Below are 19,171 nucleotides of genomic sequence, written 5' to 3'. Positions count from 1 at the left end.
GGTTAAAATTTTAAGATTTTTTACCGCACTTGAATTATATAAGGAATTTAAATGCACAATCTTATTTTTGCTATTCTTTGCAGCGTAGCGGTTTCAGTTTTACTTAAAATCGCACGTAAAAAAAATATTATTATTGAACAAGCTATCGCATTCAACTACATCACAGCCATCACTTTCAGTTATTTCTTACTCAAACCTGATTTTAAAGGTTTAGAATTTACTGATTACATTGCACAAAGCGAAAACTCACCCATTTTTTTAGCGCTAGGTTTATTGCTACCTAGCGTGTTTATTATTATGTCAAAATCGGTGGAGTTTGCTGGAATTGTACGTTCAGATGCAGCACAACGTCTTTCGTTGTTTCTTCCCATTTTAGCGGCATTTTTAATTTTTCATGAAACATTAAGCCAATCTAAAATCATTGGCGTTGTATTAGCCTTTATTGGTTTATTTTGTTTATTAACTAAGCCAAATCAAGGGCAAAGTGCGGTCAATTTTAAAGGTGTTTTAGGATTAATCGGCGTTTGGTTTGGGTATGGCATTATTGATATTTTATTCAAACAAGTGGCGAAAAGCGGCGGTGCATTTCCTGCAACATTGTTTATTTCCTTCTCGCTTGCAGCTTGTGTCATGTTTATCTATTTATTCTTAAAACGTGTCCAATGGACATCATCAAGTGTAATTGGCGGCATCGCTTTAGGTGTATTGAATTTCTTTAATATTTTATTCTATATAAAAGCACATCAAAGTTTTGCTGGAAATCCGACGCTTGTTTTCGCGGGAATGAATATTGGCGTAATTTGCTTAGGTATGCTAACTGGCGCATTAGTTTTTAAAGAAAAAATCAGTAAGCTAAATTGGCTAGGTATTATTTTTAGTTTATCAGCTATTTTCTGCCTATATTATTTAGATAAAATCATCGTGTAAAAGAGAGTAGTCATGGCAAAAGATTTCAGCTTTTTTATTTACGATTATGAAAGTTTTGGTGTAAATCCAGCAACAGATCGTCCTGCGCAATTTGCGGGTATTCGTACAGATGCTGATTTTAATATCATTGGTGAACCAATAATGTTTTATTGTAAACAAACCAACGATTATTTACCGGCTCCTGACGCCGTAATGGTCACAGGAATTACACCACAAGAATGTAATGAAAAGGGGCTTTCTGAGCCTGAATTTGCCACAAACATCTTAGCCGAATTTTCCCAACCAAATACTTGTGTCATGGGCTATAACAATATTCGCTACGATGATGAAATGACGCGTTATACGTTTTATCGTAATTTCATTGATCCTTATGAATACAGCTGGAAAAACGGAAATTCACGCTGGGATTTGTTAGATTTAGTACGAGCCTGTTATGCCTTGCGTCCAGAAGGGATTAATTGGGCTTATGACGATGATGGAATGCCAAGTTTCCGTTTAGAAAAACTCACTAAAGCAAATGGTATTGAGCATGAAAATGCTCACGATGCCATGGCGGATGTATATGCAACTATTGCTATGGCGAAATTAATTAAAGAAAAACAGCCTAAATTATTCCAATATTTCTTTGAAAACCGAGGTAAAAAAGAAATCGAAAAATTGGTTGATACAGGCTCAATGGCACCTTTAGTGCATGTTTCTGGGATGCTAGGAAATTATCGTGGAAATTGCACTTGGGTTGCACCTTTAGCTTGGCATCCGACAAATCAAAATGCATTAATTGTGTGTGATTTAACTGGCGATATCGATAATTTATTAGCTAAAAGTGCGGACGAATTACGGGCAGATTTATATACCAAAAAATTGGAATTAGAAGAAAGGGGAGTTTCATCCGTTCCGTTAAAGCTTGTGCATATCAATAAATGTCCTATTTTAGCGCCAGCTAAAACCTTGTTGCCAGAAAAAGCAAATCGCTTGGGTATTGATCGACAATTATGCTTGGATAATCTTGCAAAATTACGAGCATCTTTTGATATTCGAGAAAAAGTGGTGGATATTTTTAATGAAGAACGTCAATTTGAATCGAATGATAATGTAGAAACTCAGCTATACAATGGCTTTTTCAGTAATGCTGATAAAAACAATATGTCTATTTTACGTAGTTTACCTGCAGAAAAATTAGCTGAACATGGTTTAGCTTTTGAAGATAAACGTATTCCTGAATTATTATTCCATTATCGAGCGCGCCATTTTTATAAAACCCTCACACGCGCTGAACAAATTAAATGGCAGAAATATCGACAGAATAAACTTGAAAAAAGTGCGGTAGATTTTGAATCAAGTTTGCAACGTTTAGCAGAGGAACATTCAGATAACCCTGAAAAACTATCTTTATTACAACAAGTATATGAATACGGCATAAAATTACTAGGTTAGTCGATACGTTGTCACATTTTGTCAAAAGCACGTTTTAAGAAAAACGTGCTTTTTTTGAGTTTTTTTCTGGGAAGAATTATCCCCAAAATTATTCAGATTTTACGTAGCGTAATCACATAGATTTAGTTTATTTTACCTTTACATTGTCTTTACATTTAAATTCATCCATTCAATAACTCTATAAAATAACACGTTACAACGTGTTACTCAGCCTTATTTTGTCTTGTTTTTCTAGTATCCGTGACTTGTGCATAACTGTGTGATTTATTTAATTCGTAGTTTTCGATAACCTGATAACTAATTTCGCATAATGTTTTTCGGATTATGTTACAATTTGCAGTGCGGTATAATGGCGCAGCACCGCACAAAAATTTACACATAATCCGCCATTATGCGAAATTTTAAGTTATTGAATTTATGTCAAATATTACCATTCAGCATATCACGCCAAGACATTTTTATGAGGCAGTAAAACTTCTCAAACAAACCGAGCATAATATAAGATTTAGCTATGACACGGTTGAAATTCGTTTTGTTTTTGACAGATTGGAAACTGCAAAACAGACTCAAGCCAGATTTGAGAAGATGGAACACTTGGGGGAGTTTTTAAAGGAACTGACAAATTCATCAGTTCCTGTTGATTTAGAAGAATTTATAAAACAATATAGATATCAATCAGGGAAGAAATTTTTCAGATAGCTAATATTTATCTCTATTTATATAAAAATATCCTATAAAAATAAGAAATATCGCTATTCCAAAAATCCATTGCCATAAGTTTTCTCCATACCATGCATACATTCCTTCACGACAAAAATCCAATCCGCCACGGGTTGTCTTTTCTCCTTGTGCAATACATTTATAAGCTCCAGATTTCCAATTTAAAATAGGAACTATCACTCCTATATAAAAGCTAATGGTAGCAGTCAGCCTGGATAATCTTTTCCAATTTTTATCATATGATTTTAACAAGACACAGACTGAACCTATGAGTAATATCCAAAATAGAAATTTGCTAGAAATTAATTGTAGTATAAAGCTTAGTATGTTGTTGGTATTTTGTAGAATATCCATATGAATTTCCTTATATTCCAATGGTTGTTTTTTGTTCAAAAAAGTTCGGGAGTTCTGTAACACCCGAACTTTGGTATCAAATTTGATACTTTTATCGTGTTGGATCTCTTTCTAAAGAATTCATTTCAGCCTCTACTTGTGCTTCTTGTTCATACCTGATTAGAAGAACATCACAAGCGTCTTTATAAAATTCATCTATTAATGTTTCCATTATCTCAGTCCATTTGATTTGTTTTCCTAGCTTGACGCTTAAGTCTATCGCAGCTCGTTCTAATTTTAGCTTTTTTTCAGCTTTTATATTGTATGTAGATCTCATATTTCGAATTTTTGACTTCGTTATTTTTCTTGAGTTTATCAATTTTTGAGTTAAAGTTCAAGTAACTCTTGAACTCAAAAGTTATTTGTGATAAAAATAAATTATTGAGTTTTGGAGTTCAATAGTTATTTCAATGGATTACTTTATTGACTGGTTAGAAATAGAACAAGACTTTGGAATTGATATTCCTGATGAAGTCTTACTTTCTATTTTTGACTTTGGTTTAGTGGGAATTCATTTAGACACTGGTGAAATGCAAAGTGGTATTAAGACGGGAACATATCATCATAAAGGCAGTTATTGCGATGAAGTAAGTTTAAAAATTTCAGGTTCAGTTATTCGCATGGCTGGCAATCCAAGTAGATGGGGACGAGTAGAAAATGTTTTTGGGTTTGATACTGTAGATAGTTGCGTTTCCTGTTTCAATTCAATTCTTTCTTCTCTTAAATTACCAATCTTTACTCGTTGTACTGAAATTTTTTATCGTCAAAGTGAAGATGGCTCTAAAGTTTCTAAATTCTCTAATGGAGCAATTATTAAACGTCTTGATATTACTACAAATAAAGCGGTTGGTAAGGGGAATGAGCGTACTTTTCTAAAAGCCTTATCACAGATGCGTTATAGAAATTCTATTGGCAGACTTCATACAAATGGTTGCACAACTGATTGGCTTAGTGAAAAAGGAAATGCCAATTTAATTTATCCAAGTTGTTATATAAAACATGAAGAAATGCGAGTTCATTCTTATGACAAGATTAAGCGTAAATTTGGTGAAGAATCAAAAGAGTTTAGATATTACAGAAATGTTTATGACTATTGCAGGGAAAATGGCGTAGTCCGTTTTGAGCAAAAATTAAAATCAAGATATTTGCAACGTGAAAATTTATGTTATTGGGGTATTAGTGATTTTTCCAGGCTAGAAAACATACATCAAGGATTTATTGATATGTATAAAAAATTAAATGTTAGCGAAATTAAATTAGAGACCATAGCAGAGCAATTAGTATCGAATGGTGTTGTTGATTCTTTAAGAAAAGCTAACACTTCAGCTTTTTATGCTATGCGTTGGTCTTCTGGTGAAGATTTGAGTAATTTGTCTTCCGCAACATTTAAGCGGCATCGAGCAAATCTTAGAAAAATTGGAATTGATATTGCAACTCCATGTGACATTGAGAAATTCCAGGCCGTTAGAGTTATATCTTGTGAAAACATTATTGTTCGCCCATTTAAAGCACCCGATTTTTATCAGTTCCCAAGTAATGCGCCGAATTTGCGTTTTGCTGTTTAGATTTTGTTTGGTTAGTAGATTAATAAAAATCAATTAGGAGAAAATTATGCGTACTGGTTTTTATATTGTAGGCACTTTAAAAGGTTATAAATCCTTATCTTTTACGAATCGGGAAACTGGAGAAGTAAAAGAGCGCCATAATATGGGGATTCAACTTCAAGAGCCTGATGGTTATGGCGGTTATAACACATCAATTCAAGAAGTTAAGATTGATGATCGTTCTATGAATGATGCGTTAAGAAATACGATTAACCGTTTAAAAGATAAGTTAGTCATGATTCTAGTTTATCCGCGTGAATGGGCTATGGAAAATGGCCGTAAGGGGATTACATATAATTTTGATGAAAGTTCAATTATTGAAGAATTGAAACAATAAACTATTTTGGTTTCTCATTTATGGGCAATGAAATAGAGATTACAACACAATTATGCCAGTCTCAAATAGGCTTAGGTTGTAATAATGTAATTTTGAAAATACCACAGAACGAGGCTATGAAACTTCAATCTGTGGCATTTTCAAGCAATGGAAATCAAAGTTTTTCAACAAAAGATTTTATTCATCATGTTGATAGCTTTGGATTTTCATTTGGTCTAGTGCTTATTTTTTATTTGATAGCTAAATCTGTTGGGGCAGTTTTAGCTATTTTTAAATAAGCGCGTAATTTTAACTCAATATAAGGAGTTTTTTATGTCAAACCTTAAAAAATATCTTGTTTCAGCAGTTGTTTTGGGTTCTTCATTAAGTGCTTTTGCTCAAGGTGAAGCAGCTCAAAAGGTACAAATTGATGTAAATAGTATGCTTGGACAAGTGGATTTTTCTACTGTAATTGCAGGTATTCTTGCTGCCGGTGGTGTTCTTATTGGCCCTCGAATTGCCAAAATTGGTATTAGATTTGTTTTGGGTCTTTTTGGCAAATAATAATAAGGGGATTAACATCCCCTTATATATTTGAGGTGCGTATGTTATGGGATTTAATGTATTTTTTCTTGGAATCATTTGTGGGTTAGTCGTCGTTCTTGGCTTGAACAACTTATAATTATTCTGTTTTTTTCCTTCTTTTGTTGCTCTGCTTTTTCTGTAGATGAGACATTTTCTAACGAAAATAAAACTAAAATAATAGTTAAAGATTTATTAGAGAAGGCTTATAACAGAACCTATAAATTACCGGCAACTACGACACCTTCAAATGTATCAACAATTCAAGAAATCCGTAGAGCAAATGTTTTACGTAGTATCGCCCAAAAAGCTACCAGGGCATCAGGTCTTTTATATTCAAAGCATCCAATCACTGGTTTAGCTGTGACTTTTGGTTTGGGATATTTTACAGATCAGTTAATTGATACAGCTTTTCAGAAATTTACATCGTCATCTAAAGATTCTTTAGGTTTTTATGTTATGGCTAAAAATTCTAAAACAGGAGAACTACAAAAAGTTTATTTAGAAGAAGAGCCATCTTTATTTAATCCAGTATTTGTAAATATTCAAGATAATCAGGTTTTTACTTATGAAGATGCTTATGGTGCTTGTCAATCATCTTCTTATGATGAAACTCTTAATTGTGCGATTAATAAGGTTTTTGATGAAAAATCTAAGAAGGGAAATGTTAGTGAGTTTAAAGTTGTTTCCAAAGATAAATCGCCAATTTATGCTGATGGATTATTAATTAATTATAGCTATAAAGAATGTTTTAGAAATTCATCTAACTGCGTTGCACAAAGATCATTTTTTACAGTTAGGATACTAAAAAAAGGTACAACAATCGTCATCCTCTAAACCTCAAGTTATTTGGTCTGAACAAGTTGTTTCAGAAGACCAAGTTGTTTTACAAGATGATACTAAGATTGCTAATTTTGCAAAAAATGCAGTTTCATTAAATAGCGATGAGTTTACAGATGAAGAAAGAAAAGTAATTTCGAATATAAATCCTAACGATGTAAGAAGTTCTTTTTCTGATCCTTCTCTGAAAGTTAAGGATTTAAACGGTTTTAGATACTCGGAAGATATGTTTGATAATGTTGGCAGAACAAGCAATTCCTTATCGGGAAATAAGTTACAGACAGAATCTAGCGCTACATTAAACAATATTGATTTATCTTCTCCGTCGGTAGATATGCCAGATATAAACCCTCCTACAGCTTATCAGATACTTTCACCTTTCAATGATTTTTTCCCAAGTTTAAAAAATTTTGAAATTCAGGAAAGAGAGATTCAATGTCCTGTTTGGAGTGGATATATTCCATATATTGAATCTAATGTCACTTTAGATGGGCATTGTGACTACATAGAAAAAAATAAAAATATTATCTCTTCCTTAATGTTGTTGATTTGGGGAATTGTTGCTTTAAGAGTTTTATTGAGTGCCTAAGGAGAATTGTTTATGTATGGGGTTATATTTGCTGCTTTATCTTCATTAATGAAATTTTTGGTTAGGGGAGTGATTGTAAAATTCTTTATATTTTTTGCTTTATTCTATGTTACAACAGAATTTGTTCCTGTAATTATAGAACTCTTTTTGCCTAAAAATATTCCAAATATTAAAGAATTATTCAATGCATTGCCTAATTCTATTCTTTATTTTTTATACATTCTTAAAGTTCCAACTGGAATAAGCCTGTTTATTTCGGCTTTACTTTCTCGTTTCATCATACGCAGATTGCCAATTATTGGTTAAGGGGATTATATGGCTATTTCTGCTTATGTTGGATTACCTGGGCATGGTAAATCTTATGAAGTGGTGAAATCTGTGATTATTCCGTCAATTTCATCAAGTCGTAGAGTTGTATCAAATATTTATGGTTTAAATAAGAAATTAATAGAAGAATTTTGTTTATCAAAAAATAAAAAGTTATCTCCTGAAAATTTAGGGGAATTAGTTGTAGTAGATAATGATGCTTGCTTAAGTGAGAATTTTTATCCTTATAAAAATGCGATAGATAACAATATTGAAACGTTCTGTAAACCAGGTGATTTAATTATCATTGATGAGGCTTGGCGCTTTTTCCCTAAAAAAGAAAAGATTAGCGATAATCACTTTTCCTTTTTATCTGAACACCGTCATTTTACTGATGATAAGGGTATTTCTTGTGATTTTGTCATTCTTAATCAAGACTTAACCAATTTACAAAATTTACAAAAAGAACTGGTAGAGCGTATTGAAACCACGTTTAAGATGACAAAACTTGTCGCTGCTGGATTAAAAAGCCGTTATAGAGTAGATGTATTTTCAGGTAATAAATGTTGGAAAACATCAAAGACAGCAAGTTATCAGGAAAAATATGATAAAGATATTTTTCCTCTTTATAAAAGTTATGAAACCGAGAATGGTCGAGAATTAGTTACAGATAAAAGACAGAATGCATTAAACAAATCTAGCATTAAGTATTTTGCCATTCTTTCTGTGCTTATTTTTGGTTTTTCAGTATATAAATTGATTAATTTTTTTCATCCATCAGATTCGAATACCTCTCAAACGGAACAAACAATACAAGAAAATAGTGAAGTAAATTCAGTATCGCAACCTAGTAATCAGTTGCCGATTCAAATAGTACCGCCTTTATCAACACAATGGCGAATTACTAGTGAGCTGCAAAAGTCAGGAAAAAATTTTGTGGTCTTAGCTGATAACCAGGGAAATTTGCGTTTAGAGCCTCGTTCTAGCTTTAATTTTACTGGCCGAATGTTAGAAGGAATTATTGATAATCAGCGCGTTAATTATTATTCAGGAGTTAAACAATGAAATTACAACGTAACATTTTATATCTGTTTTCTTTATTTGTTTTTGGATATGCACAAGCAAAAAATGTAGATTTTAAATTGGAATCAGTGCCATTACCTAAAGCGGTAGGAATGATTTATGACGAGGTTCTAGAAAAGCCTTATATGCTTGATCCCAAATTGGCGGCTGATACACGATTAATTAGTTTTCATACCACTGAAAATCAGGATTTTAATCAGTTTATTATACGTTATTTTGAAAATATGAATGTAAAAGTATATGAGAAGAATGGAGTAGTTTATCTTGCTCATATTGAGCCAAAACCTGCAAAAATTATTAAAAAAAGTTTTGTTTATAATCCAATTCATAGAGATACAGAGTATCTTGCACAATTTCTTCAAGGTGAAGGGCAGGTGTCTGCAAGTGGAGATAAACTTGTTTATTATGGAACGGTTGAGGATATTTCAAGAATAAAATCAGTTTTGCAATCTGTTGATACACCAAGTCGGGAAGTGGCTGTGACTGGTTATGTTTTTGAAGTACAAGATGTTGCTAAGGAAGGTAGCGGCATTAATTTGTTAGCTAAATTACTTTCAGGAAAGCTTGGAATTGACATTGGATATAAACAAAATTATGAAAATTTTATTACAGTAAATGCGGGCAACCTAGATGCTATGATTGAGTTGTTTCGCACAGATGAACGTTTTCAAGTTGTGAGCTCTCCAACGTTACGAGTTAAATCAGGGTCAAAAGGTAATTTTTCAGTTGGTTCAGATGTTCCTGTATTGTCAAATGTTACTTATCAAGATGGGCGTCCAGTGCAGTCTATAGAGTATCGTTCTTCAGGTGTTATTTTTGATATTCAACCAACAATAAAAAGCAACGCAATAGATTTAAAAATTAATCAGCAGCTCTCTAATTTTGTGAAAACAGATACGGGCGTAAATCAATCTCCAACATTGATAAAACGAGATATTGTGACGGATGTAACCGTTAAAAGTGGTGATGTAATTGTTTTAGGAGGATTAGCCGAGAATAAATTGACGGAAGGAGAAACAGGTTTTTCATTTTTGCCTAAAGGTATCTTAACTGGAAAATCTAAATCGAATATAAAAACTGATATAGTTATTTTGTTACAAGTGAAGATGATTTGATGTAAAGGCCGCAAAGGGTAAAGGCGTTATACGCCTGCGCTTTGCGGCTTTTACATATACATAACAATGGGAGATTTAATATGTCTATATCTGTTGGATTAGATAGAAATTTTGTAAGGTTTTTACCATTTATAAATGGTTTATCAAAAGATGAATATAGAAACTCATTAATTGAGAATGATAGCGTCACACCTGAGATTTTAGAGAAGGAATTATCAATATATGATTATATTGATAAAAGGTATTCTAATGCCTTAAAACAAGCTAGGGAAGATGATGTATTATTTGAATTTGTTAGACCTATGCAAATTTTTTTAGGATTTGAATATTGTTTTAGGTGAAACTGATGAGGCGACTATAATACAGATATCTAAGCGTTTAGATAGAATTGAAAAAGAAGAAGAAAATCGGCTTAAAAATGAAAAACTGCGTAAGAAACAGAAAAAAATGAAAAGAAAACTTAAAGTAAAAAATAGACGAAAGTAAGTCTTTTCTGATATGGTTCATCAGCACTATAGTTTTATGTAATTTATTTTTGGCTTGCCAAAAATGCAGGGCGAAGGCTTGCAGCCCGGTAAACAATGCTCGATGTTATTCGGGCATTTTTAATTTTTGCGCGCGGTTAATTTTAAGCGAGTGATGAAAATAACTCGCCCCTGCAGAAACAATAGCGATATAAAACTACGCACAAAACGCAATGAAAAATGCGTTAATCATCTTTACATTTCCTTGACACTTCAACTAAACCATTCAATAAAACGATAAAGTGTCGCGTTACAACGTGTTATCTAGCCTTATTTTGTCTTGTTTTGCTAGTACCTGTGACTTGTGCATAACTGTGTGATTTATTTAATCAGTAGTCTTCGCTAACCTGATAACTAATTTCGCATAATGTATATTATGTTAAATTAAATGGATGAGAAAGTAACTTTCGTGGGGTGATCAAAAAGGGATACTCCGCTTCTTCTCCATTTAAAAGTTAAAGCAATAATATTTAATTCTGGATTTTGATTACGCTAGGTGAAATCTGAATAAATTGACAGAAGATTTGCTAGTAGATTTAACATCTTTAGTTTTAATTGTGACATTGTAATTATTTTATGCACCTAGATTATTCAAATGAGAATAATTGTTTTTAATTTTTCTTTTTAAAATTAATTGGTTATATGAGTTTTATTTTAATAAAAAACTTGCAATTCTCATTTGTGAGTTTAAAATGAGAATTGCAAGTCAAGTTTTATTGCACTTTATCAATCAAATGGAAAGGAATTAGTTATGCTTAATCAAATCATCACAAACAAGCTGAATGACCAAATAAATTTAGAGTTCTACTCTTCTAATGTATATTTACAAATGAGTGCATGGTGCTCAATTCATGGCTATGAAGGTGCTGCGGCATTTTTACTTCGTCATGCAGATGAAGAATTAGAACATATGCAAAAATTGTTCAATTATGTAAGTGAAACTAGCGGTATGCCGCTTCTAGGAAAAATCGATGCACCTAAACATGATTATTCTTCATTAAGAGAAGTATTTGAAACAACTTTAGAACATGAAAAATTAGTAACTTCCAAAATCAATGAATTAGTTGAAGTTACTTTTGAAAATAAAGACTACTCTACTTTTAACTTCTTACAATGGTATGTAGCAGAACAGCATGAAGAAGAAAAATTATTTAGTGGAATTATTGACAGATTTAACCTTGTTGGCGAAGACGGTAAAGCGTTGTTCTTTATTGATCGTGAGTTAGCAACTTTATAATAGATAGGAGAAATAAAATGTTATCAGCAAATGTAGTGAAACTATTAAACGACCAAATGAACTTGGAATTTTATTCTTCTAATTTATATCTACAAATGAGTGCTTGGTGCGAGCAAAAAGGTTTTGAAGGGGCTGCAAAATTTTTATCAGCTCACGCAGCTGAAGAAATGCAACATATGCGTAAATTATTCACTTATTTAAATGAGACAGGCTCAGTTGCTCTAATTTCTGCAATTGAAGCCCCATCACACGAATATAAATCATTAAAAGAAGTGATTGAAATTACCTATGAACATGAGAAATTGATTACCAGTAAAATAAATGAATTAGTAGGTAAAACTTTTGAAGAGAAAGACTACTCTGCATTTAATTTCCTACAATGGTATGTAGCAGAACAACATGAAGAAGAAAAATTATTCAGTGGTATCTTGGATAAATTAAATCTTCTTGGCGAAGATGGTAAAGGTTTATTCTTAGTTGATAAAGATTTAGGTAATCTTGCTACTGAAGCTTAGTCTAAGAGCATAAAGTATTTATAAGCCTAGTATTACACTAGGCTTATTTTTTATTTGAGATATGGATTTTATAAAGAAAAACCCTGTATAAAATTATGCGGGGTTAAAATTATTGTGGTGCCTAGAAGAGTGTTGGTTAAAGCTACGAAATCTCCTCGTAGCTTTTCTTTTTCAATACAGCAGGGATAAACAACAAATCAATTTTTAAAAAAATTAAAGATAATATTTTACTTGTACGCCACCATTTTCTTTTCTATTTCATGATTGCAACAATTGCATTTTTACCAAGTCAGCTATCAACTCACCAAAGGATATTTAACTTCTATGAAGTAAATATAATGTTTGATGCCGCTTTATTTTCCATTTTATATTCTCTTATGAGCATCATATATTTTGTGATTAACTTCCTCGCCATACAAAAACTAAATTTTGATATTGCTGAACGAATAATGAAAGAAAACAATTAGTTTAAACCGCCCTAGTGGCGGTTTTCTTTTATATCGATGAAACGAATTTCGTCGACATTCAAATAAAAATCAGAAAGTAAAAGCCATACTATACAGTACGGCTTATTTTTACTAGAAATGTTTCCACTCTAAACCTTGAGTATCAAAGGTAAATTGAGCTGATCCATAATCATAAATTGAAAACTCAACAACCATTTTGTTAGCACTTTTTAGTTTATTCATAAATTTCTTCATATTTTCCTTTCCGCTAAGAAATAATAGATCATTAGGGCCAGTTTCTGATTCGCTCACTGCATACTTCTCTATATTTCCATCATTAAATTTTACTGAAATATTACAACCTCTAATTCGGCAAGAAAACTGCCCCTTAGATAAGAAAAACATCACATCATTCCCATACTCACTATGCTTACGTAACATTAGAGTAACTATTGTTCCTCCCTCATAAGGAAATGGTAGATCAATAGTATTATTAGATTGTTTAGACGCAAAATAAGATGTTTTATCTCTCATCTCATCTTTGGTTTCTCTGTATTGCCAAGATAAAAGTTCAGCTTTTAGCTTAGCCGATTCATCATCTAATTTTTGCTGTACCTCTTTCTCGGTTTGAGAAGGCGATTTTAGAAATAATGCATCATAACATTCAAGGCGTTTAGCATTATCTTCTATCTTAGAACAGCTTTCTCCTGTTTCAGTCGCAAAAGCAAAAGTAGGCAAACAACATAAAATAAAGAGCGATTTTTTCATATAACCTCCATAGGAATTTTATCTATTCTCCCTTAAAAAGAATTTTTAATCAGTGATCAAACTCACAAATCTTAACATGAAATGATCAAAAAATAAGCAATTGAGTGAGTATCTTAAAGTTGAACTTCATTGCAAATTATATATTTGTAAAGATTTCTTTATTTCTTTATTTCTTTATTTCTTTATTTCTTTATTTCTTTATAAATTATTCTTTAAAAACACTTTACTAAATATAAAGTTTTATTTGCTATCTCCCCATTAAAACTAGATACACAAGGCTGCAAAGAATTGGGCTGACGCTAAACGCCATACCGCAGTACAAAAGAATAGGTCGATCAACAAAATTCTCGTCCGCGCTATATCGCAGGCGAAGTTGTTCGTTGGGGGCGGATCAATGCTAAACGTATTAACTAGTCAAGTAATTCAGCTACCTCCGCCATATCAGGCGGCATAATAGACATTTTGTAAAATCGAAATATCTTTTGCCCAGATATTTTGGCTAACGTCATCACATCTACTTTTTTAGATAGTCTAGTCAATGCCTCGCGCCGTGTGTCGTGAAAATGCAGATATTCTCGCTCGGCAAGTTTTTTGAGTTTTCGGAATGTTGCATCAAGCACACTAGACTTAATATCAAAACACAATCCCTCATCCCCTATCTCACCTTTTAACCGCTCTAAAATAGCGATTGCATTTTTAGTCAATGGCACGGTTCTTGATGTACCGTTTTTTGTCATAGGCAAAAATGCAGTACGCTTCTCAAAATTTACATTATCCCAACTAAGACCACAAATCTCCCCTGCTCTCATTGCGGTTTCAACAGCAAACAACATTGCCGCAGCCGTTCTCGCCTTGGCTGTTTTGAGCGTATCAGTGTATCCACTGATAGCAACAATGGCATTAATATCTTCTTCCGTTACTCGTTGAGTACGTGGCTTTCCCTTTTCTGGTAATTGTATGCCGACCATTGGGCTTTTTTGTATATACCCCCATCGCTCAAGAGCAATTTTGAATATATGACCTATCGTAGATAATTCGCGGCGCACACTTTCACTTTTTACCGACTCCAATCGCTCCGCAATCCAATCCTCAATATCCCTCCGACTCACATCAGATATATATTTATCCGTAACTGGATGGCGCAAAAAGCGATTTAGTCGATTAAATTCGTGCTTTTCGCCACGTTTTGTTGGCGTAATTTCGCTAAGATACCGCTTAATGACATCGGAAAATAATGTATCAGGTTGCAATCCTTGCGACTGCAATTCCATTTTCTTTTCTTCCTCTGCGCCCCATAATGTGGCCTCTGCTTTTGTTGCGCAGGTTTTGGATTTGCGCACACCGTTTTTATAGATTTCTACCCGCCATTTATCACCACGCTTGCGAATTGTTGCCATTTTTTTGCTCCTATTTTTGCTAGGGTACGTCAAAATTTAAAGGTTAGTTGGCGTAATTTTGGCGTAATCGATGCATAAAAATATATAAAAATACTTAAAAAATGGCAATATTTGAGGTTGGAATTGCTGAGGGGTTTATGGTGGATGTGAGCGTAAAGTATTGATTTTACTGGTTGAAATGCATAAAAGAAAAACCCCTGACCAATGGTCAAGGGTTTGTATGTGGTGCCTAGGGTCGGACTCGAACCGACACGTTTATTCAACGGCGGATTTTGAATCCGCTGCGTCTACCAATTTCGCCACCCAGGCTTAATGGTGTTGAATTATACGTATATATAAATGTGTGACAAGTAAAATTTTTTAGAAATAATCCATTTGTTTTAAAAATAATCAAAGGATTTTCTGTTTTTTAAAAATATCGCCAAACAAATGCAATAACTAAGATACATAACATGATTAAAATCTGAATCAGTCGTTTTTTTGTTAATTTTTCTGCTGCCATAATGCTTTACTCTTCTTAAAATGACTATTTAGTGGTATAATTATTGAGTTAGATCAATTTTACACTAATTTTTCGAAATATTTGAGGCTTACATGAAAAATTTCGTTGCAGAAACCAAGGCAGGACGCCGGGTTCAATCGGGAGGTTGTGCTATTCATTGCCAGGATTGCAGTATTAGTCAACTTTGTATTCCTTTTACGCTGAACGAACATGAATTAGATCAGCTTGATAATATTATCGAACGAAAGAAACCTATCCAAAAATCACAAGTTCTTTTTAAAGCAGGTGATTCCCTCAATTCAATTTATGCAATTCGCTCTGGTACGATTAAAAGCTACACCATTAGCGAATCTGGCGAAGAACAAATCACTTCATTTCATTTACCTGGTGATTTAGTTGGCTTTGATGCCATTACTCAAATGCAACATCCTAGTTTTGCTCAAGCTTTAGAAACCGCAATGGTATGTGAAATTCCCTATGATATTTTGGATGACTTAGCTGGTAAAATGCCAAAATTACGCCAACAAATTTTGCGTTTAATGAGTAATGAAATTAAAAGTGATCAAGAAATGATTTTGTTACTGTCTAAAATGAATGCTGAAGAACGTTTGGCTGCTTTTATTCATAATCTTTCGAAACGATACTCTGCTCGTGGTTTTTCAGCTAAAGAATTCCGCTTAACGATGACGCGTGGTGATATCGGTAACTATCTAGGTTTAACAGTTGAAACTATCAGTCGATTATTGGGACGCTTTCAAAAACTAGGCGTTCTTACAGTGCAAGGAAAATATATTACAATTAATGATCTCAATGCGTTAATTGAATTAACTGGCACGAATAAAACCAAAATAACATTAGTTGAATAATTTTTAAGGTGTGAATTTCACGCCTTTTTTGTATTCATTAAAAATAAATTTTGCACTAGATCACCTTTTTGAAAATCGAACCTTGCCATTCAAAAGATTCTTTCTTATTCTATGGTGAATTTTGGAGGTTGTTATGAAATTTAAAAATATCCTGGTTGTTCTCAATCCTGAAAATGAAAAACAATATGCTATTGCGCGTGCCGTGCGTTTGGTGAAAGAACAAAAAAATGAAACTAAGGTAAAAATCACCGCACTTTTGTCTGTATATGATTTATCTTATGAAATGTCGGCTTTACTTTCTTCTGAAGAACGTTCAGAAATGCATCAACAAGTAATCGAAAAACATCGACACGCGGTTCAATATTACTTAGATAAATATGCAGATCCTGAAATTGAATTGCAATCTCACATTGTTTGGAATAGCAACGAAGCTGAGGCGATTAAAGAAGAAGTCGAAGGCAATAGTTATGATCTTGTGGTGAAATATACTAAAGATGAAGAAAGTTTTACTTCACTTATTTTTACGCCAGTGGATTGGCAGCTTCTTCGTAAATGCCCAGTTCCTGTTTTGATGGTTCGCGATGGCGATTGGAAACATCAGCGCCGTATTCTTGTAGCAGTAAATGTTTCTGGTGAGCAAGACTATCAAGATGAATTTAATCAAGAACTAGTGGAAACAGGCATGTCACTCGCTGAAAATTTAAATCGTGGTAATGTTCACTTAGTTGCAGCCTACCCTTCTGCTCCAATCAATATGGCGATTGATTTACCAGAATTTAATACTTCAGGCTACGAAAACGGTATTCGTGGCCAACATCTCATTAATATGAAAGCATTGCGTCAAAAATTTGGTATTAGTGAAGACCATACTCATGTGCGTGAAGGTTTCCCTGAAGAAGTGATTCCTGAAGTCGCAAAAGAAATTGAAGCTGAGTTAGTAATTTTAGGTACAGTTGGCCGTACAGGTTTATCTGCTGCATTATTGGGCAATACAGCGGAACATGTGATCAGTAAATTAAGTTGTAATTTATTAGGCATTAAGCCATCTAAAAAAGACGATTAATAACAGCCATCTACATTTAGAAATTCCCTAAGTACTAAGTATTTAGGGAATTTTTTATGTACTTTATATAGATTTTTTGTGATCTAGATCACAAATATTAAATTTTCTCTAAATCACCATTTAAATGATAGTTATTTTCATTTAATATTCGTGCTCATTTTATAAATGCTCACTCTATTTTTTATTAAAGAAAGGTATGAAAAAAACATTAATTGCAAGTTTATTGGTTTTAGCTGGTGCAGCGCAAGCTCATGAAGTTTGGGTTCAAGCGCCTGCAAAATTGGCATCTGGTTCTGTATTAAAAGCAGAATTAGCTTATGGAGACTACCCTTACGTAGAAAAAATTCCTGAAGCGCGTTTAAAAATTTTTGCACCAATGGAAATTATTCGTCAAGATGGTGAAAAACAAACCTTAGTTCAAAAAGGGGAAAACTATCAATATCAATCAGAGAAAGCATTGTCTGATGGTTCTTATTGGGTGACAGCGACTTATAAACCAACTTTTTGGTCACAAAATGCTGAAGGTTGGAAAATGGATAATCTGAAAGGATTAGAAAATCCAACTTATTGCGAACAAACTCAAATGTTTGGTAAAAGTCTTGTTACAGTTGGTAAAAAACCATTAAATGCAGAAATGGCAATGACAAGAGTAGGTTTACCGCTTGAAATTGTTCCTTTGCGTGATCCAAGCAAAGTGAAATCAGGCGAACCTTTCCCTGTTCAAATTTTCTATCAAGATCAGCCATTAGCGGGAGAAACTGTAATTGCAACTGCTGATACTATTGTCGTGAAAGATCTTGAAGCAAGTACAAGCCATCGTGAACCACAAGGTTTTTCAGGTAAAACAGATAGTCAAGGACGCGTGAATATCATTCCATTAATTGATGGTATTTGGAAAATTAAAGTTATTCATAAAACACCATTTGCAGATCAACAAATTTGTCAGCAATCTGCAAGCTATAGCACATTAATTTTACCTGTTGGTAAAGTATTAGCTAAATTACCACCAAAACCAGAACACCATCATCATTAATGTTGAAAGTGCGGTGGAATTTCACCGCACTTTTTGCTTTTATTTTCCATTCTTTTTCTTCAAATTTCTTCATAAACTCCTATATTTTTTTGTACTAGTGTAGTAGTATAAAAATATCGTAAATAAAAAGGAGAGAATGATGTCTAAAATTGCCCTTATTACTGGTGCTACTGCAGGATTTGGTACTGCAATCTGTAGAACGCTTATTCAAGCTGGATATTTTGTAATTGGTACTGGCCGTCGTACCGAACGTTTAACTTCACTGAAAGCTGAATTGGGTGAGAAATTTCTGCCTCTTGCTTTCGATATATCTGATCGACTAGCCACTCAAGAAGCAATCAAATCTTTGCCTACACAATGGAAAAATATTGATTTACTCGTTAATAACGCAGGATTGGCTCTTGGCTTAGAATCTGCCGATAAAGCGAATCTTGATGATTGGGAACAAATGATTGATACCAATATTAAAGGATTGGTGAATATTACTCGATTTGTTTTACCTCAAATGGTTGAAAGAAATACGGGCCATATTATTAATTTAAGTTCAATTGCAGGCACCTACCCTTACCCAGGCGGTAACGTATATGGCGGTACAAAGGCTTTTGTGACACAGTTCAGCTTAAATTTACGTGCAGATTTGGCGGGTAAAAATATCCGTGTTACTAGCGTAGAACCTGGGCTTTGTGGCGGTACAGAATTTTCTAATGTGCGCTTTAAAGGTGATAATGAACGAGCAGAAAAACTCTATGAAAATGTGCAATACGTTACGCCACAAGATATTGCGAATATGGTTTTATGGCTCAATCAGCAACCAGAACACGTTAATATTAATCGCATTGAAGTGATGCCAACAGCACAAACTTTTGCACCACTGAATGTGGCAAGAAATTCAAATTAAAATAATAAGGAAA

The 19,171-nt window shown here is 33.3% G+C and carries 23 protein-coding genes and 1 tRNA gene; 19 read left to right on the top strand and 5 right to left on the bottom strand.

Annotated elements, in window-relative coordinates:
* Positions 1-51 precede the first annotated feature (51 nt).
* The 3 genes from DV415_RS04485 to DV415_RS04475 all read left to right on the top strand — a co-directional run bounded on the left by DV415_RS04485 (position 52) and on the right by DV415_RS04475 (position 3,060).
* Positions 52-927: an EamA/RhaT family transporter gene (locus tag DV415_RS04485; RefSeq protein WP_118781367.1), complete on the top strand. Its 876-nt coding sequence runs from the start codon at positions 52-54 to the stop codon at positions 925-927.
* A 12-nt stretch (positions 928-939) separates the two neighbouring features.
* Positions 940-2,361 (top strand): exodeoxyribonuclease I, encoded by a 1,422-nt coding sequence (gene sbcB, locus DV415_RS04480; RefSeq protein ID WP_118790150.1) that lies wholly within the window; start codon positions 940-942, stop codon positions 2,359-2,361.
* 417 nt (positions 2,362-2,778) lie between these two features.
* Positions 2,779-3,060 carry a hypothetical protein gene (locus tag DV415_RS04475; RefSeq protein WP_118781369.1) on the top strand — a complete coding sequence of 94 codons (282 nt, stop codon included), beginning with the start codon at positions 2,779-2,781 and terminating at the stop codon, positions 3,058-3,060.
* Here DV415_RS04475 and DV415_RS04470 read toward each other — a convergent pair whose 3' ends face one another.
* Positions 3,061-3,435, bottom strand: a complete 375-nt coding sequence (locus DV415_RS04470; protein ID WP_118781370.1) for a hypothetical protein — start codon at positions 3,433-3,435, stop codon at positions 3,061-3,063. It lies immediately after the preceding gene.
* A gap of 91 nt (positions 3,436-3,526) precedes the next feature.
* On the bottom strand, positions 3,527-3,751 hold the full coding sequence (locus tag DV415_RS04465; RefSeq protein WP_118781371.1) for a hypothetical protein: 225 nt from the start codon (positions 3,749-3,751) through the stop codon (positions 3,527-3,529).
* Positions 3,752-3,884: 133 nt separating this feature from the next.
* Here DV415_RS04465 and DV415_RS04460 point away from each other — a divergent pair, with 133 nt between their 5' ends.
* From DV415_RS04460 to ftnA (DV415_RS04405), 12 genes are all read left to right on the top strand, one after another.
* On the top strand, positions 3,885-5,039 hold the full coding sequence (locus tag DV415_RS04460; protein ID WP_118781372.1) for a phage/plasmid replication protein, II/X family: 1,155 nt from the start codon (positions 3,885-3,887) through the stop codon (positions 5,037-5,039).
* Positions 5,040-5,085: 46 nt separating this feature from the next.
* A complete protein-coding gene (locus DV415_RS04455; protein ID WP_118781373.1) occupies positions 5,086-5,415 on the top strand; it encodes a DNA-binding protein in 330 nt (109 codons plus the stop codon).
* A gap of 20 nt (positions 5,416-5,435) precedes the next feature.
* Positions 5,436-5,693, top strand: coding sequence for a hypothetical protein (locus DV415_RS04450; RefSeq protein ID WP_118781374.1), 258 nt, complete (start codon positions 5,436-5,438; stop codon positions 5,691-5,693).
* Positions 5,694-5,727: 34 nt separating this feature from the next.
* On the top strand, positions 5,728-5,958 hold the full coding sequence (locus DV415_RS04445) for a hypothetical protein (RefSeq protein ID WP_118781375.1): 231 nt from the start codon (positions 5,728-5,730) through the stop codon (positions 5,956-5,958).
* A 78-nt stretch (positions 5,959-6,036) separates the two neighbouring features.
* Positions 6,037-6,813 (top strand): hypothetical protein, encoded by a 777-nt coding sequence (locus DV415_RS04440; protein WP_118781376.1) that lies wholly within the window; start codon positions 6,037-6,039, stop codon positions 6,811-6,813.
* Between the two features lie 229 nt (positions 6,814-7,042).
* Positions 7,043-7,405, top strand: a complete 363-nt coding sequence (locus tag DV415_RS04435) for a hypothetical protein (RefSeq protein ID WP_118781377.1) — start codon at positions 7,043-7,045, stop codon at positions 7,403-7,405.
* A gap of 12 nt (positions 7,406-7,417) precedes the next feature.
* Positions 7,418-7,711, top strand: coding sequence for a DUF2523 family protein (locus tag DV415_RS04430; RefSeq protein ID WP_118781378.1), 294 nt, complete (start codon positions 7,418-7,420; stop codon positions 7,709-7,711).
* 9 nt (positions 7,712-7,720) lie between these two features.
* On the top strand, positions 7,721-8,776 hold the full coding sequence (locus tag DV415_RS04425; protein WP_118781379.1) for a zonular occludens toxin domain-containing protein: 1,056 nt from the start codon (positions 7,721-7,723) through the stop codon (positions 8,774-8,776).
* The gene (locus DV415_RS04420; RefSeq protein WP_118781380.1) at positions 8,773-9,909 is read left to right on the top strand and encodes a type II secretion system protein GspD; all 1,137 of its coding nucleotides are present in this window, start codon (positions 8,773-8,775) and stop codon (positions 9,907-9,909) included. Before DV415_RS04425 ends, DV415_RS04420 begins: the two co-directional genes overlap by 4 nt.
* An 80-nt stretch (positions 9,910-9,989) precedes the next feature.
* Positions 9,990-10,250, top strand: coding sequence for a hypothetical protein (locus DV415_RS04415; protein WP_118781381.1), 261 nt, complete (start codon positions 9,990-9,992; stop codon positions 10,248-10,250).
* 934 nt (positions 10,251-11,184) lie between these two features.
* The gene (gene ftnA, locus DV415_RS04410) at positions 11,185-11,670 is read left to right on the top strand and encodes a non-heme ferritin (protein WP_005634630.1); all 486 of its coding nucleotides are present in this window, start codon (positions 11,185-11,187) and stop codon (positions 11,668-11,670) included.
* 17 nt (positions 11,671-11,687) lie between these two features.
* Positions 11,688-12,185, top strand: coding sequence for a non-heme ferritin (ftnA, locus tag DV415_RS04405; RefSeq protein WP_005637808.1), 498 nt, complete (start codon positions 11,688-11,690; stop codon positions 12,183-12,185).
* A gap of 578 nt (positions 12,186-12,763) precedes the next feature.
* Here ftnA (DV415_RS04405) and DV415_RS04400 read toward each other — a convergent pair.
* The 3 genes from DV415_RS04400 to DV415_RS04390 all read right to left on the bottom strand — a co-directional run bounded on the left by DV415_RS04400 (position 12,764) and on the right by DV415_RS04390 (position 15,105).
* Positions 12,764-13,399, bottom strand: coding sequence for a hypothetical protein (locus DV415_RS04400; protein ID WP_118781382.1), 636 nt, complete (start codon positions 13,397-13,399; stop codon positions 12,764-12,766).
* A 410-nt stretch (positions 13,400-13,809) separates the two neighbouring features.
* On the bottom strand, positions 13,810-14,796 hold the full coding sequence (locus DV415_RS04395; protein WP_118790124.1) for a site-specific integrase: 987 nt from the start codon (positions 14,794-14,796) through the stop codon (positions 13,810-13,812).
* 223 nt (positions 14,797-15,019) lie between these two features.
* A tRNA-Leu gene (locus DV415_RS04390) sits at positions 15,020-15,105 on the bottom strand.
* A gap of 285 nt (positions 15,106-15,390) precedes the next feature.
* Between DV415_RS04390 and fnr the strand changes: the two genes are divergently transcribed.
* From fnr to DV415_RS04370, 4 genes are all read left to right on the top strand, one after another.
* The gene (gene fnr, locus DV415_RS04385) at positions 15,391-16,164 is read left to right on the top strand and encodes a fumarate/nitrate reduction transcriptional regulator Fnr (protein WP_005634634.1); all 774 of its coding nucleotides are present in this window, start codon (positions 15,391-15,393) and stop codon (positions 16,162-16,164) included.
* A gap of 133 nt (positions 16,165-16,297) precedes the next feature.
* The gene (gene uspE, locus DV415_RS04380; RefSeq protein WP_118791553.1) at positions 16,298-17,227 is read left to right on the top strand and encodes a universal stress protein UspE; all 930 of its coding nucleotides are present in this window, start codon (positions 16,298-16,300) and stop codon (positions 17,225-17,227) included.
* A gap of 196 nt (positions 17,228-17,423) precedes the next feature.
* Entirely contained in the window at positions 17,424-18,260 is an 837-nt protein-coding gene (locus tag DV415_RS04375) for a DUF4198 domain-containing protein (RefSeq protein WP_118791554.1), read from the top strand.
* Between the two features lie 139 nt (positions 18,261-18,399).
* Positions 18,400-19,158 (top strand): SDR family oxidoreductase, encoded by a 759-nt coding sequence (locus DV415_RS04370; protein ID WP_118791555.1) that lies wholly within the window; start codon positions 18,400-18,402, stop codon positions 19,156-19,158.
* The last annotated feature ends 13 nt before the right edge of the window (positions 19,159-19,171 follow it).

This window comes from Haemophilus haemolyticus, from assembly GCF_003490595.1.
In the GTDB taxonomy this organism is placed as follows: Bacteria; Pseudomonadota; Gammaproteobacteria; order Enterobacterales; family Pasteurellaceae; genus Haemophilus; species Haemophilus haemolyticus_L.
Note: the sequence above shows the minus strand (reverse complement) of the source record. Positions and strands in the feature narration are given on the sequence as shown.

What these genes read in the sequence shown, in the direction of transcription:
- DV415_RS04485 (WP_118781367.1), top strand. Translation starts at nt 52, where the DNA reads ATGCACAATCTTATTTTTGCTATTCTTTGCAGCGTAGCGGTTTCAGTT.
- sbcB (WP_118790150.1), top strand. Translation starts at nt 940, where the DNA reads ATGGCAAAAGATTTCAGCTTTTTTATTTACGATTATGAAAGTTTTGGT.
- DV415_RS04475 (WP_118781369.1), top strand. Translation starts at nt 2,779, where the DNA reads ATGTCAAATATTACCATTCAGCATATCACGCCAAGACATTTTTATGAG.
- DV415_RS04470 (WP_118781370.1), bottom strand. Translation starts at nt 3,435, where the DNA reads ATGGATATTCTACAAAATACCAACAACATACTAAGCTTTATACTACAA.
- DV415_RS04465 (WP_118781371.1), bottom strand. Translation starts at nt 3,751, where the DNA reads ATGAGATCTACATACAATATAAAAGCTGAAAAAAAGCTAAAATTAGAA.
- DV415_RS04460 (WP_118781372.1), top strand. Translation starts at nt 3,885, where the DNA reads ATGGATTACTTTATTGACTGGTTAGAAATAGAACAAGACTTTGGAATT.
- DV415_RS04455 (WP_118781373.1), top strand. Translation starts at nt 5,086, where the DNA reads ATGCGTACTGGTTTTTATATTGTAGGCACTTTAAAAGGTTATAAATCC.
- DV415_RS04450 (WP_118781374.1), top strand. Translation starts at nt 5,436, where the DNA reads ATGGGCAATGAAATAGAGATTACAACACAATTATGCCAGTCTCAAATA.
- DV415_RS04445 (WP_118781375.1), top strand. Translation starts at nt 5,728, where the DNA reads ATGTCAAACCTTAAAAAATATCTTGTTTCAGCAGTTGTTTTGGGTTCT.
- DV415_RS04435 (WP_118781377.1), top strand. Translation starts at nt 7,043, where the DNA reads ATGTTTGATAATGTTGGCAGAACAAGCAATTCCTTATCGGGAAATAAG.
- DV415_RS04430 (WP_118781378.1), top strand. Translation starts at nt 7,418, where the DNA reads ATGTATGGGGTTATATTTGCTGCTTTATCTTCATTAATGAAATTTTTG.
- DV415_RS04425 (WP_118781379.1), top strand. Translation starts at nt 7,721, where the DNA reads ATGGCTATTTCTGCTTATGTTGGATTACCTGGGCATGGTAAATCTTAT.
- DV415_RS04420 (WP_118781380.1), top strand. Translation starts at nt 8,773, where the DNA reads ATGAAATTACAACGTAACATTTTATATCTGTTTTCTTTATTTGTTTTT.
- DV415_RS04415 (WP_118781381.1), top strand. Translation starts at nt 9,990, where the DNA reads ATGTCTATATCTGTTGGATTAGATAGAAATTTTGTAAGGTTTTTACCA.
- ftnA (WP_005634630.1), top strand. Translation starts at nt 11,185, where the DNA reads ATGCTTAATCAAATCATCACAAACAAGCTGAATGACCAAATAAATTTA.
- ftnA (WP_005637808.1), top strand. Translation starts at nt 11,688, where the DNA reads ATGTTATCAGCAAATGTAGTGAAACTATTAAACGACCAAATGAACTTG.
- DV415_RS04400 (WP_118781382.1), bottom strand. Translation starts at nt 13,399, where the DNA reads ATGAAAAAATCGCTCTTTATTTTATGTTGTTTGCCTACTTTTGCTTTT.
- DV415_RS04395 (WP_118790124.1), bottom strand. Translation starts at nt 14,796, where the DNA reads ATGGCAACAATTCGCAAGCGTGGTGATAAATGGCGGGTAGAAATCTAT.
- fnr (WP_005634634.1), top strand. Translation starts at nt 15,391, where the DNA reads ATGAAAAATTTCGTTGCAGAAACCAAGGCAGGACGCCGGGTTCAATCG.
- uspE (WP_118791553.1), top strand. Translation starts at nt 16,298, where the DNA reads ATGAAATTTAAAAATATCCTGGTTGTTCTCAATCCTGAAAATGAAAAA.
- DV415_RS04375 (WP_118791554.1), top strand. Translation starts at nt 17,424, where the DNA reads ATGAAAAAAACATTAATTGCAAGTTTATTGGTTTTAGCTGGTGCAGCG.
- DV415_RS04370 (WP_118791555.1), top strand. Translation starts at nt 18,400, where the DNA reads ATGTCTAAAATTGCCCTTATTACTGGTGCTACTGCAGGATTTGGTACT.